Raw genomic sequence first — 12,940 nt, forward strand, 5'->3', positions numbered from 1 at the left:
CGAGTTTGAGAACAACCTGCGCTGAAGATGTGAGCTGGCTGTGAATCGGGGCGGACTGCAATGATGGGGGCATGAGCAACCGAATCGCATTCCTGGGCTGTGGGTCAATGAACGAGGCAATCATGGGTGGCCTGATCGCCGGCGGGGCGGACCCGGCGGACATCGTCGCCACCGTCCGACGGGCAGTACGGGCCGCCGAACTGGCCGAACGGCATCACGGGATTACGGCCATCGCGGGCGAAGAAGAACCGGAGAACAACGCGCAGGCCGCTACCGGCGCCGCCGTCGTGATCCTGGGCGTCAAGCCCGTCGGCATCGCCGCGCTGGCCCACGAGATCAGTGGCTCACTCTCGCCGGAGACCATTGTGGTCAGCGTCGCCGCCGCCGTGTCGCTGGAACAACTGGAGGCTGCACTTCCGGCCGGGCAGCCCGTGATCCGCTCGATGCCGAACACTCCGGCGAAACTGGGCCGCGGCGTCGTGTCTGTCTCCGCCGGGAAGCACTGTTCGGCGGAGCAGCTGCAGCGGGTGAAGGACATCCTCGCTGCCGTCGGCACCGTCGTGGAGATTCCCGAGGAGCAGGTGGACGCGCTGTCGGCGATCAGCGGCTCGGGGCCGGCTTACGCCTTCTACCTGGCGGAGGCGATGGCGGCAGCCGGCGTCGAACTGGGCCTCGACGCCGAGCTCTCGCTGCTGCTGGCCCGCGAAACCGTGGCCGGTGCCGGGATGATGCTCGCCGAACCGGGCGCCGATCCCACCGCGTTGCGCACGGCAGTGACGAGCCCGAACGGCACCACCGAACGGGCCATCGCGACCTTCAATGAGCGCGGCCTCCCCGCGATCATCAGCGCCGGCGTCCGGGCCGTAGCCGAGCGGGCCGCGGAGATCACCAAACAGCTGGGCTAGCCGCGAGGCAGCCGCACCCATGACGAAGGCCGGACCGGGTGGCAGGATAGGTCCCATGGAACTGCACATCACCGGGGATCCCGCGGCCGACAAACTACTCAGCGACGACGCGTTTGCCCTGCTCACGGGCATGTTACTCGACCAGCAGGTGACGATGGAATCGGCCTTTGCGGGTCCCGAAAAGATCCGGACGCGGATGGGGTCCATGGACCCGGCCGCGATCGCCGGCTACGATCCGCAAGGGTTCGTCGAGATGTTCAAAGAACGCCCCGCCGTCCATCGGTTCCCCGGGTCCATGGCCGGTCGTGTCCAGGCCCTCGCCGAGACGGTGCACAGTGACTGGAACGGCGACGCCACCGCCATCTGGACGCAGGGGGAGCCCGACGGCCAGGAGGTGCTGCGGCGGCTCAAGGCGTTGCCGGGATTCGGCGAACAAAAGGCCAAGATCTTCCTGGCGCTGTTGGGAAAGCAGTGTGGGCTCCGGGCCGAAGGCTGGCGCGACGCCGCGGGCCACTACGGCCAAGAGAACGCCTTCCTGTCCGTCGCCGACATTGTGGATCCGGAGTCGCTGGGCAAGGTGCGGGCCAGCAAGCAGGCAGCCAAGGCCGCCGCGAAGGCCGGGAAGACCGCCGGGCCCTGATTCTGCGGTCGTTGAGCCAGCGACGCCGGAAGGAACGCGCCCGACGGCGGAGGAACCTAGCGCGTGGAGGTCGGGACCGTGTATGAACAGCCGGCAGGACGATTCCTTTCCCTCTGGGCTGCCACCGGCGGAACGGCCACTTATGCGTCCCTCGACGCGCCGCTGGACGTGGATGTGGCCGTGATTGGCGGTGGTATCGCGGGACTGACCGCCGCGCTGGCCCTGAAGCGGGCGGGCCAGACGGTGGCCGTGCTGGAGGCGGCGCGGGTGGGCACCGGCGTCACCGGGAGCACCACGGGCAAGGTCACCTCACTGCATCGGCTCGCCTACTCCGGCCTTGTCGCCCGCCACGGCGCCGACGCCGCCCGCACCTACGGGCAGGCCAACGAGGCAGCAATTGAACATGTGGCGGGCGTCGTGGCGGCGGAGGGGATCGACTGCGGGTTCCGGCGGGTGGCCAACTACACCTATGCCGAGTCTGAGTCCGCGCTTGCGCTGGTCCGGGAAGAAGCGGTGCTGGCCGGGCGGCTGGGGCTGCCGGCAATTTTCACCACAGAAGTCCCGCTGCCCTTCGCGGTCAGGGGTGCCGTCCGGTTCGACGGCCAGGCCCAGATCCACGCGCTCAGGTACGTGCAGGGCCTGGCCCGGGCCGTGGACGGGGATGGCAGCTTCGTCTTTGAGGAGTCGCCCGCCACGGGTGTGCGGGACGGCTCTCCGGCAGTGGTGGCCACGGAACGGGGATCAGTCCGGGCGAAGGAAGTCATCGTGGCGACAAACCTGCCGTTCGGGGACAACGGACGGTTCGCCGGCCGATGCTACCCGCACCGCTCGTATGTCGTCGCCGCCCGGAGCTCGGTTCCGGCGCTGGACGCAACCTTTATCAGCGTTGACGAACCGATGCGCTCCATCCTGACCGCCGACGTCGAGAGCGGCGGGTACGTGCTGGTCGGCGGGGAAGGGCACCGGGCCACCGAGAGCGTTGATTCCGCCGAACGGTACGGGCGGCTCGCGGCTTTCGCTCGCGACCGCCTGGGCGCCGGTGAGATCGGCTACCGCTGGTCCACCCAGGACGCCATGCCTGCCGACGGGCTGCCGTACGTGGGCCGCATGGGGCCCGAATCCCGGCATCTCCACGTCATCACCGGCCTGCGAAAATGGGGCCTCACCAACGGCACCGCCGCTGCCTTAATCCTCCGGGACACGCTGTGCGGCCGGGACAACCCGTGGGCCGCGGTGTTCGACAGCACCCGGAACGAGGGCGGAACGCCGGCGGCGCGTCCGGCGGAGAGGGTGCCGGGCGCTGACGGCGCTGCCCCGGCTATCTCTCCGGCCGCTGCCCCGCGGGAGGTGGACCTGGGCCATGTCGTTCCCGGCGAGGGCAGGGTGGTGGATGTGGAAGGGGCCGAAACGGCCGTGTACGTCAGCCCCGCGGGGGAGGTGCACGCGGTCTCGGCCGTCTGCACGCACCTTGGCTGCGCCGTGGAGTTCAACCCGACAGACATCACCTGGGACTGCCCTTGCCACGGCTCGCGGTTCAGCACTGACGGCACCGTCATCCAGGGGCCGGCCACGCGCAACCTGGCTCCCAGCCCGGCCCTGGACGGTCCCGCTGCCGCCGGCGGGGACGCCTAGCTTCCCTGGGCGCGACGGCGGTGCTACGACGGTGCAGCGGCGGTGCTACGGCCGGGCGGCGAACCGTTCCAGCAGGTCCACGTGGCCGGAAACTATGAGCATGTCCCGGGCGGAGACCTTGGTCTCGGGCCGCGCGTAGGTGAAGTCCTCGCCCGGGGACTTCACGCCGACGATCGTCACCCCGTACTTCGAGCGGACCTTGGATTCGTCCAGGGTGAAACCCACGGTTTCACGCGGCGGGTACATCTTCACGATCGCGAAGTCGTCGTCGAACTCGATGAAGTCCAGCATCCGGCCGGACACGAGGTGCGCGGCGCGCACGCCGGCGTCAGCCTCCGGGTAGATGACGTGGTTCGCGCCGATCCGGGTCAGGATCTTGCCGTGCGAGGGCGTGATCGCCTTGACCCAGAGATGTTCGATGCCGAGGTCCACGAGGTTGACAGTGATCAGCACCGAGGACTCGATCGAGGTGCCGACGCCGACGACGGCGGAGCTGAACTCCTGAGCGCCAAGCTGGCGCAGCGCGTCGATGTTGGTGGCGTCGGCCTCCACCACGTGGGTCAGCACGCTCGCCCACTTCTGCACGAGGCCCCGGTCCCGTTCGATGGCCAGCACCTCGCGGCCCTGCTTGACCAGCTGTTCGGCGGTGGACGCGCCGAAGCGGCCCAGCCCGATCACCAGCACGGGCGCGTTGTGGGCGGGGCGGTTAACGGCGCCTGGGGAACTAGCCAATGATCGGTCTCTCTTCCGGGTAGTGGTACAACTGGCTGCGCTGGCGCAGGGCCAGTCCAGCGGCGAGGGTGACGGTGCCGACGCGGCCCGCGAACATCAGCGCCGTGAGGACGTAGACGCCGGCGGGCGGCAGTTCGGCACTGAGGTTGGTGCTCAGTCCCACGGTGGCGAACGCGGAAATCGTTTCGAAGAGCACCCGGTCCAGCGAGGCGCCGCTGATCTGCAGCAGCAACAGGGCGGAAACGGCCACCAGGGTGGCTCCGGCGACGATCACCGAGATGGCCACCCGCATGGCGCCCTCCGGGATGGTCCGGCCGTAGATCTTGACGTCCGCGTCGCCGCGGGCCTCGGCGACGATGGCCAGGAACATCACCGCGATGGTCGTGACCTTGATACCGCCGGCGGTCGACGCGGAACCGCCGCCGGCGAACATGAGCGCGTCGGACAGCAGCATGGTAGTGGAATCCATGTGGTTCTGGTCCACCAGGTTGAAGCCGCCCGAGCGGGTCATCACGGAGGCAAAGATCGAGTGCGTCACCTTGTCGCCCACGTCCATGCCGCCGATGGTGCGCACGTTGTCCCACTCCATCAGCCCCCAGAGGACGGCGCCGGCGGCGAGCAGGATCAGCGAGACCTGGATGGTCAGCTTGGTGTGCAGGTTCCATTTCTTCCAGCTCAGGCCGTTTTGCAGCAGAACCATGACAACCGGGAAGCCGAGGCTGCCCAGGAAGACGCCGACCATGAGGGGAACAAGGATCCACAGGTCTGTCTCGTACGGGACGATGCCGTCCGAGTGGGGCGTGAACCCGGCATTGTTGAAGGCGGAGATCGCGTAGAACACGCCGTGCCAGACGGCCTGGCCCAGGCTTTCACCCAGCGCCAGGAACCTCGGAATCAGGGCAACGGCCAGGACGGTCTCGATCACCACGGACGTGACGATGACGATCCGCAGCAGGGCGCCTACCTCGCCGAGGCGGCCGGCGTTGTTCATGGCCTCCTGGGCGATCAGCTTGCCGCGGACACCAAGTTTCTTGCTGACCATCAGGGCCAGCAGCGATGCCAGGGTCAGGGTGCCGAGGCCGCCGACGAAGATGCCGATCAGGATGACCAGCTGGCCGAAGAAGGACCAGTGAATGGCGGTCGACACCACGGTAAGCCCGGTCACACACACGGCGGACACGGCGGTGAAAAGGGCCTGGTGCAGCGGTGTCGCCTGCCCGGCGGCCGAGGATACGGGCAGCGTGAGCAGGGCAGTGAAGACCAGGATAACGACGACGAACACCGTCACCGCCAGCCGGGCCGGGGAGGTGTTCGCGATGTTGTCGACGAAGTCGCGCAACCGGGTGAAGATCCACAGGCCCTCACGCTCCGGCTGGCCGGGGTGCCAGCTGGCCGGGTTCGCTGACCTCGACTGGCTTTGCGTCATGGGTGGAGTGTCCTTGGTTGAAACGGCGTCCCTCAGTAGTAAACCACTATATTCCGCGCAGGGACGGGGGACCGGACGGTGCGCTCGGGTAGCCTGTGATTGATGACCCTGCTGCCCGGACTCGCCCAGACCGCATTGCCGACGACGGTGGTGTGGGACTCGGCCATGACGGCATACAACTTCGGCCACAACCATCCGATGGCGCCGGAGCGGATGGAACTCACCGCCCGGCTGGCCCGCAGCCTGGGGTTGCTGGACCTGGACCACATCACGGTGGCGGCGCCCCGGGTTGCCAGCGACGAAGAACTGGCCGCCGTGCACAGCCCGGAATATGTCGCCGCTGTCCGCCGTGTCAGTGCGGACCCGGACACCCCCGAGCTGGAACGCGGCCTCGGCACCGAGGATGACCCGGCTTTCGCCGGCATGCACGAGGCCAGCGCACGGCTGGCCGGCGGGTCGCTGCTCGCGGCCGCCGCGGTCCTGGACGGCAGCGCGGTCCGGGCCGTGAATTTCGGCGGCGGCATGCACCACGCCTCCCGCGAACGGGCCAGCGGCTTCTGCATCTACAACGACGCCGCCCTGGCGATCCAGCGCCTGCTCGACGGCGGGGTGCAGCGGGTGGCGTATGTCGACGTCGACGCGCACCACGGGGACGGGACGCAGAGCATCTTCTGGGACGACCCGCGGGTCCTGACGATTTCGCTCCACGAGACCGGGCTGACCCTGTTCCCGGGGACGGGCTTCGCCAACGAAATCGGCGGCCCGAACGCCCTTGGCAGCGCTGTCAACGTGGCACTGCCGGCCGGGACCGGGGACGCGGGCTGGCTGCGCGCCTTCCACGCCGTCGTGCCCCAACTCATCGGCGCGTTCGAGCCGGAAGTCATTGTCAGCCAGCACGGCTGCGACTCGCACCGCCTGGACCCGCTGACGCACCTGAACATCAGCGTGGACGGCCAGCGCGAGGCGGCCACGGCTATCGGCAACCTCGCGGCCCGCTATTGCGAGAACCGGTGGATTTCCACCGGCGGCGGGGGCTACAACGTGATCACGGTGGTCCCGAGGTCCTGGAGCCACCTGATCGCGATTGCGGCCGGCCGCCCGGTCCCGCTCCGGACCCCCGTCCCGGAGGACTGGCGGCACTACGTGCAGGAGAAGTACGGGGCCAAGTACGGGGTGGAGCCGCCCACGGTGATGGGCGACGACGTCGACCTCTGGTGGCGCTCGTGGGAGGTCGGCTTCGACCCCAACGACGAGGTGGACCGCACCGTCATGGCGACCCGCAAGGAAGTTTTCCCGCTCTACGGACTGGATCCCTGGTTCGACTGAGCCCTCCCATCGGGGCCGCCGGGAGCGCCGGGTGGCCCCGCCGGCGGACGTCCGCAACTGGTGGATGCCATCCGGCGTATATGTCGCTAGTGTGGAGGGCATGGTGACAGACGACGTATTTGCCGTCATTGCTGAGGCAACCCGGCGCGACATTCTGGTGTCCCTCCGCGAGGGGGACAAAGCGGTAGGGGAACTGGTCCAGGAGCTCGAAGCGAGCCAGCCCACCATATCCAAGCACCTCAAGGTCCTGCGCGAAGCGGACCTCGTCAGCATGCGCGCCCAGGGCCAGAAGCGCTACTACGCCTTGAACCCCAAGCCGCTGGCCGGCGTCGCCAGCTGGCTCGAGACTTTCGACGTCGGCCGCCCGGCCGCTGCGGAACCGACACCCCCGCCCGCTGCCGCCGCACCAACGGGTCCGGACACCCTTGCCGCCGCGGCTGCACAGGCTGCGCCAGCGGTCCCGGAACGGAGCGCCGGCGGTGTGCTGAGCCCGGCAGTGGCCATCCCGGTCGGCACCGCGGCGGAGGATTCGAAACCACAGCAAATCGGCCGCTCGGTGGGCCGGGCCGCCACAAGGGCCGCGGATCTGCTCGCCAGCCTGCCGAAGTTCGGCCGCAAGAAATAGCCCCTGCCTGTCCGTCACCCGCCCGGCGTCACAAGCGCCCGGCCGTGGCGCTCAAATGGCATTCCCGGCCCGGCGCGGTGCAGTATGGAAAGGCTATATTGTTGCGCCCAACCACGGGCGCCCAGGGTTAGGGAGTTACATGGACGCGCGGCTAGAAGCTGTCCGGGACACGGTACTAGCGCGGAATCCCGGCGAAACCGAATTCCACCAGGCGGTCACAGAAGTCTTCGAGAGCCTCGGGCCCGTGCACGACCGGCACCCCGAATTCCTGGAAGCCGCCATCCTGGAACGGCTCTGCGAGCCCGAGCGGCAGATCATCTTCCGGGTGCCCTGGGTGGACGACGCCGGACGCGTCCAGATCAACCGCGGCTTCCGGGTGGAGTTCAACTCGGCCCTGGGTCCGTACAAGGGCGGCCTGCGGTTCCATCCCTCGGTCTACCTGGGCATCGTCAAGTTCCTGGGCTTCGAGCAGATCTTTAAGAACGCCCTGACCGGCATGCCGATCGGCGGCGGCAAAGGCGGTTCCGACTTCGACCCCCGTGGCCGGTCCGACGCCGAGGTGATGCGTTTCTGCCAGTCGTTCATGACCGAGCTGTACCGCCACATCGGAGAATACACCGACGTCCCGGCCGGCGACATCGGGGTTGGCGGACGCGAAATCGGCTACCTCTTCGGCCAGTACAAGCGGATCACCAACCGTTACGAATCCGGTGTCCTCACCGGCAAGGGGATTTCGTGGGGCGGTTCGCTGGTCCGCCCCGAAGCCACCGGCTTCGGCACGGTGATCTTCGCCGAGGAGATGCTCAAGACCCGCGGCCAGTCCTTTGAGGGCCAGCGCGTGGTGGTCTCCGGCTCGGGCAACGTCGCCATCAACGCGATCGCCAAGGCCCAGGCCTTCGGCGCCAACGTGGTGGCTTGTTCCGATTCCTCCGGCTACATCGTGGACGAGGCCGGGATCGACGTCGACCTCCTGCGCCGGATCAAGGAGGTCGAACGCGGACGCCTCAAAGACTACGAGGCCCGCCGTGCTGCCGTCTCCTACGTCGAGGGCGGCTCTGTCTGGGACGTTAACGCCACCGTGGCGCTGCCGTGCGCCACTCAGAACGAACTTGACGGCGACGCCGCCGCCCGGCTGGTGCGGAACGGTCTCGTAGCCGTGGCGGAGGGAGCGAACATGCCCTCCACCCGCGACGCCGTCGCGGTCTTCCAGCAGGCGGGGGTGCTGTTCGGCCCGGGCAAGGCCGCCAACGCCGGCGGCGTGGCCACGTCGGCCCTGGAAATGCAGCAAAACGCCAGCCGCGACTCCTGGTCCTTCGAACACACCGAACGCCGACTCACGGAAATCATGGTCGGCATCCACGACCGCTGCGCCGCCACCGCCGACGAGTACGGCGACCCCGGCAACTACGTGCTGGGCGCCAACATCGGCGGCTTCGTCAAGGTGGCCGACGCCATGCTGGCCCAGGGCCTCATCTAGGCGGGCGAATGGCCTGGCGCCTGGCGCCTGGCCGAACTATTTGGACAGCAGCGTGACGTGGTCCGGGGTGAGCTCGGAGATCCGGCTGACGCCCAGCAGGGCCATGGTGCGGCGCATGTCCGTCGCGAGGATCTCGATGGCCCGGTCCACCCCGGCCCGACCGCCCGCCATCAGGCCGTACAGGTAGGCCCGGCCGATCAGGGTGAAGTCCGCGCCCAGCGCCAGCGCCGCGATGATGTCCGCGCCGCTCATGATGCCCGTGTCCAGGATGACGGCCGCGTCGCTGTGGTCCGCCTTGAGTGCCGCGGTCACGTCCGGGAGCAGGTGGAACGGGATGGGGGCACGGTCCAGTTGGCGGCCGCCGTGGTTGGAGAGCACGACGCCGTCCGCGCCGTGGTCCACCACCTTGCGGGCGTCCTCGACGGTCTGGATTCCCTTGACCACCAGGTTGCCCTTCCAGGTTTCGCGCAGCCAGTCGAGGTCCGCAAACGTCAGGGTGGGATCGAACATGGAGTTGATCAGGTCCGCTACGGTGCCGGTGTAGCGGGAGAGCGAGGCGAAGGTCAGCGGCTCGTGCGTGAGGAAGTTGAACCACCACGCGGGCCGGTAGGAGGCGTCGAACACGGTCTTCAGGGTCAGCGCCGGCGGGATGGTCATGCCGTTGCGGACGTCACGGAGCCGGGCGCCGGCGACGGCGGTGTCCACCGTGACCATGAGGGTGTCGTTGCCGGCCCTGGCCGCCCGTTCGATCAATTCCAGTGAGCGGTCCCGGTCCGTCCAGAGGTAGAGCTGGAACCAGTTCCGGCCGTCCGGGGCGGCCGCGGCCACATCCTCGATGGAGGCGGTGCCCATTGTGGAGAGCGTGTAGGGGATGCCGGCTGACGCGGCGGCCCGGGAACCGGCGTACTCGCCCTCGGACTGCATCATCCGGGTGAAGCCCGTGGGCGCGATCCCGAACGGCAGCCGGGCGGCCTTACCGAGGATCTCGGTGCCGAGGTCCACACTCGAGACGTCGCGCAGGATGCCGGGGCGGAACTCAATGTCCAGGAACGCCTCCCGGGCACGGCGCAGGGTGATCTCCGCTTCCGCGGCGCCATCGGTGTAGTCGAAGGGTGCCTGGGGTGTCCGTCGTTTGGCCATGGCGCGCAGGTCCCAGATCGTGCTCGCCCGCCGCAGCTTCGCGACGCGGCTGAATTCCGGCTTCTTGAACTGCATCAGCGGGGCGAGGTCCGCGTACTTCGGCATCCGGCGCTTCAAGGCTGCGGGCAGGGCGCCGCGGTCAACGGGCGTGCCGGGCGAGTTTCCTGCCGCGCCGGCCGCGGTGTCTTCCGGCGTGGTGGGCGCCTCGGGATTGCTGGGGGTGCCGGTCTTCATGGGTTGCGTCACTGCGGCCTCCGGGGGCGTCTCGTCTCCAACACTGTGGTCCAACCACACTCTAGGGGATGTGGTCGGACCACATCAAGTAGGATGTGGCCATGCGTACGCACCGGCTCGTCCTGCAGTGGATTGAAGACCAGCTCTCCGGCGGCCAACTGGTCGTGGGCGGCAGGCTCCCCGCGGAACGGTCCTTGGCCGAGCAGTTAGGCGTTTCCCGAACCTCGGTGCGCGAGGCCATCCGGGTCCTTGAGGCGATGGGGGTGGTCCGGGCAGGTGTGGGTTCCGGGCCGGACGCCGGCACCGTGGTGATCTCGGATCCGACGGCGGCCCTCGGCTCAGCCCTCCGGCTCCACGTGGCCACCTCGCATTTACCCGTGGCGGACATTGTGCAGACCCGCGTGCTGCTCGAGACCTGGGCCGCGGCCAGGGCCAGCCCCGACTCGCCCGCCCTCGCGGAGGCTGCCCGCCTTTTGGACCAGATGGACGGCTGCGCCGGCACGGAGGACTTCCTCGCCCTCGATGTCCGGTTCCATCTGGCGCTCGCGGACGCGGCCGGCAACACGGTGGTCAGCGCCATGATGGGTTCCCTGCGCGAAGCCATCCAGGACTACGCCGGACGGCTCACCGGAAACCTGCCGGACTGGGACGCCACCGCGGCGCGGCTGCGCCAGGAACACCGGGACATCCTGGCGGCCATCAACCGGCACGACGGCGAAGGGGCTGCCGGGCTGGTGGCGGAGCATATCGAGGGCTACTACGCGGAGGCGGGTTTGGGTGGCGGCGCCTGACGCCGTCCCGCTCGCGCAGCACCCGTCGCCGCGGCCCGCCGCCGGCCGGCCGCAGCCCAACGGGCCGCGCCCGGAGTACCGCCGTCGGAATATTACGCCGCCGCTTTGCCCTCCGGCGGGGAGCGGGGCTATCGTCGAGCCATGACTAACCGTTGGTATGCGTATTTTTCGTTGGCTCTGGAGGGGCCTGCGTCTAACTGACACGCATCCAACCCACCTTCAGAGCCAACAGGGCAGAGATCATTCTCTGCCCTTCGCCATTTCTCCGGCGGGTTCTGACCAGGGCCCGCTCCGCACCCCCGGAACAGGACCCGAACAATGAGCATCGAAGCAGCCGGCGAAAGCCAGCAGTCCACCTCAAATCTGCGGATCAGTGAATTCACCGCCCTGCCCACGCCGCAGGAACTGATCGCGGAGCTTCCGCTGGACGCCCGGGGCTCCGACGTCGTCGGCCGCGGCCGGGACGAGGTCCGCGCCATCCTGGACGGCGTCGATGACCGGTTGCTCGTCATCGTCGGCCCGTGCTCCATCCACGATCCCAAGGCCGGGCTCGAATACGCCCGCCGCTTGGTCAGCCAGGCCGAGAAGCACCGCGAGGACCTGCTGATCGTCATGCGCACGTACTTCGAGAAGCCGCGCACGACCGTGGGCTGGAAGGGCCTGATCAATGATCCGCGGCTCGACGGCAGCCATGACATTGCGTCCGGCCTGCGCGCCGCCCGCCAGTTCCTGCGCCAGGTCACGGCGCTGGGCCTGCCCACGGCCACGGAATTCCTCGAACCGATCAGTCCGCAGTACATGGCGGACCTCGTCGCGTGGGGCGCCATCGGGGCGCGCACCACGGAAAGCCAGATCCACCGCCAACTCGCTTCCGGCCTGTCCATGCCGATCGGTTTCAAGAACGGCACCGACGGCGGCCTGCAGGTGGCGCTGGACGCGTGCAGCGCCGCGGCCGCCGCGCAGGCGTTCCTGGGGATCGACGGGGATGGCCGGGCCGCCCTGGTCAGCACCGCAGGGAACCCGGACACCCACATCATCCTGCGCGGCGGCAGCCAGGGCCCCAACTTCTCCGCCGCCGACGTCGAAGCGGCCTCCGCCCGCCTTGCCGCGCAGCAGCTGAACCCGCGGCTCATCGTGGACGCGAGCCATGCCAACAGCGGCAAGAACCACCACCGGCAGGCGGAGGTGGCCCTGGAGATCGGCGCCCAGCTCGAGACGGGGGGTGCCTCGGCGGCGGCCATCGCCGGCATCATGCTGGAGAGTTTCCTGGTGGGCGGCGCGCAGGCCCTGGACGTCGCCGAACACGCCGCCGGGAACGACGCGCTGCTGTACGGCCAGAGCGTCACGGATGCCTGCATGGACTGGGACGTCACCGCCTCGGTGCTCGGCCAGCTGGCGGCGTCGGCGCGAACCCGGCGCACCCTAAGCTGAGCCCGGCACCGGGAGGACGGCCGGTGCGGGTATCCTGCGGAAAACCTTGGCAAATTCCTGCGTAAGGCTTTCACATTGGCACCACGAACCCCTAGAGTATCTAGCACATGGTTGTTTGATGGCTCAGCATCGGCACACCGCCATGTCGTTCAGACGGGGCAGCCGTTCGCTTGAGCAAAAGGAATAAGAGAAATGTCTTCGGAGGCCAACTTCTCCAACGCGCGCTTTCTCACCGTGGCCGAGGTCGCGGATGTCATGCGGGTATCAAAGATGACCGTGTATCGCCTGGTGCACTCCGGTGAAATGCCGGCGGTGCGTTTCGGCCGCTCCTATCGTGTTCCGGAAACCGCCGTCGAACAGTACCTCAGGGGTGCTGTTGTCGACGGACGCACCGAGACGGGCTGAGCTTTCTCCCGTCCCGCGGGGCCTTAACAGACCTCTCCCCGAGGCCTGCGGTCGTGGTGTGCCCCCGATAGGCGGTACCCTGTTAAGGAACGTTTTACGTCATTGTAAGAACCTGTCAGTTGTGCAGTCTGCTGCTTAGCCCGCGGACCCTTCCCAACGGGCAGGTAATGCATCTA

Annotated in this window: 12 protein-coding genes; 9 read left to right on the forward strand and 3 right to left on the reverse strand. The window is 68.5% G+C overall.

Going from position 1 to position 12,940, the window contains the following annotated elements; translation table 11 throughout:
* Positions 1-71 precede the first annotated feature (71 nt).
* From proC to AC1DGI_RS12420, 3 genes are all read left to right on the forward strand, one after another.
* The gene (gene proC, locus AC1DGI_RS12410) at positions 72-905 is read left to right on the forward strand and encodes a pyrroline-5-carboxylate reductase (protein ID WP_476899061.1); all 834 of its coding nucleotides are present in this window, start codon (positions 72-74) and stop codon (positions 903-905) included.
* Between the two features lie 55 nt (positions 906-960).
* Positions 961-1,545 (forward strand): HhH-GPD-type base excision DNA repair protein, encoded by a 585-nt coding sequence (locus AC1DGI_RS12415; protein WP_441402631.1) that lies wholly within the window; start codon positions 961-963, stop codon positions 1,543-1,545.
* 78 nt (positions 1,546-1,623) lie between these two features.
* Positions 1,624-3,177, forward strand: coding sequence for an FAD-dependent oxidoreductase (locus AC1DGI_RS12420; RefSeq protein ID WP_476899062.1), 1,554 nt, complete (start codon positions 1,624-1,626; stop codon positions 3,175-3,177).
* Positions 3,178-3,222: 45 nt separating this feature from the next.
* Here AC1DGI_RS12420 and AC1DGI_RS12425 read toward each other — a convergent pair whose 3' ends face one another.
* The gene (locus tag AC1DGI_RS12425; protein WP_441402634.1) at positions 3,223-3,861 is read right to left on the reverse strand and encodes a potassium channel family protein; all 639 of its coding nucleotides are present in this window, start codon (positions 3,859-3,861) and stop codon (positions 3,223-3,225) included.
* A gap of 40 nt (positions 3,862-3,901) precedes the next feature.
* On the reverse strand, positions 3,902-5,335 hold the full coding sequence (locus AC1DGI_RS12430; RefSeq protein ID WP_476899063.1) for a TrkH family potassium uptake protein: 1,434 nt from the start codon (positions 5,333-5,335) through the stop codon (positions 3,902-3,904).
* A gap of 102 nt (positions 5,336-5,437) precedes the next feature.
* Here AC1DGI_RS12430 and AC1DGI_RS12435 point away from each other — a divergent pair, with 102 nt between their 5' ends.
* From AC1DGI_RS12435 to gdhA, 3 genes are all read left to right on the forward strand, one after another.
* Positions 5,438-6,661 carry an acetoin utilization protein AcuC gene (locus AC1DGI_RS12435; RefSeq protein WP_476899064.1) on the forward strand — a complete coding sequence of 408 codons (1,224 nt, stop codon included), beginning with the start codon at positions 5,438-5,440 and terminating at the stop codon, positions 6,659-6,661.
* 100 nt (positions 6,662-6,761) lie between these two features.
* A complete protein-coding gene (locus AC1DGI_RS12440) occupies positions 6,762-7,286 on the forward strand; it encodes an ArsR/SmtB family transcription factor (RefSeq protein ID WP_441403630.1) in 525 nt (174 codons plus the stop codon).
* A 139-nt stretch (positions 7,287-7,425) separates the two neighbouring features.
* Positions 7,426-8,763 carry an NADP-specific glutamate dehydrogenase gene (gene gdhA, locus AC1DGI_RS12445; protein WP_476899065.1) on the forward strand — a complete coding sequence of 446 codons (1,338 nt, stop codon included), beginning with the start codon at positions 7,426-7,428 and terminating at the stop codon, positions 8,761-8,763.
* A gap of 36 nt (positions 8,764-8,799) precedes the next feature.
* On the opposite strand, the gene AC1DGI_RS12450 is transcribed toward gdhA, so the two are convergent.
* Positions 8,800-10,008, reverse strand: coding sequence for an alpha-hydroxy acid oxidase (locus AC1DGI_RS12450; RefSeq protein WP_476899137.1), 1,209 nt, complete (start codon positions 10,006-10,008; stop codon positions 8,800-8,802).
* A gap of 230 nt (positions 10,009-10,238) precedes the next feature.
* Here AC1DGI_RS12450 and AC1DGI_RS12455 point away from each other — a divergent pair, with 230 nt between their 5' ends.
* The 3 genes from AC1DGI_RS12455 to AC1DGI_RS12465 all read left to right on the forward strand — a co-directional run bounded on the left by AC1DGI_RS12455 (position 10,239) and on the right by AC1DGI_RS12465 (position 12,764).
* On the forward strand, positions 10,239-10,928 hold the full coding sequence (locus tag AC1DGI_RS12455) for a FadR/GntR family transcriptional regulator (protein ID WP_476899066.1): 690 nt from the start codon (positions 10,239-10,241) through the stop codon (positions 10,926-10,928).
* Positions 10,929-11,246: 318 nt separating this feature from the next.
* A complete protein-coding gene (locus AC1DGI_RS12460) occupies positions 11,247-12,359 on the forward strand; it encodes a 3-deoxy-7-phosphoheptulonate synthase (protein WP_476899067.1) in 1,113 nt (370 codons plus the stop codon).
* 192 nt (positions 12,360-12,551) lie between these two features.
* Positions 12,552-12,764, forward strand: a complete 213-nt coding sequence (locus AC1DGI_RS12465) for a helix-turn-helix domain-containing protein (RefSeq protein ID WP_441402758.1) — start codon at positions 12,552-12,554, stop codon at positions 12,762-12,764.
* Positions 12,765-12,940: the final 176 nt, after the last annotated feature.

The sequence above is a fragment of the Arthrobacter sp. 05N428_2 genome (assembly GCF_056397065.1).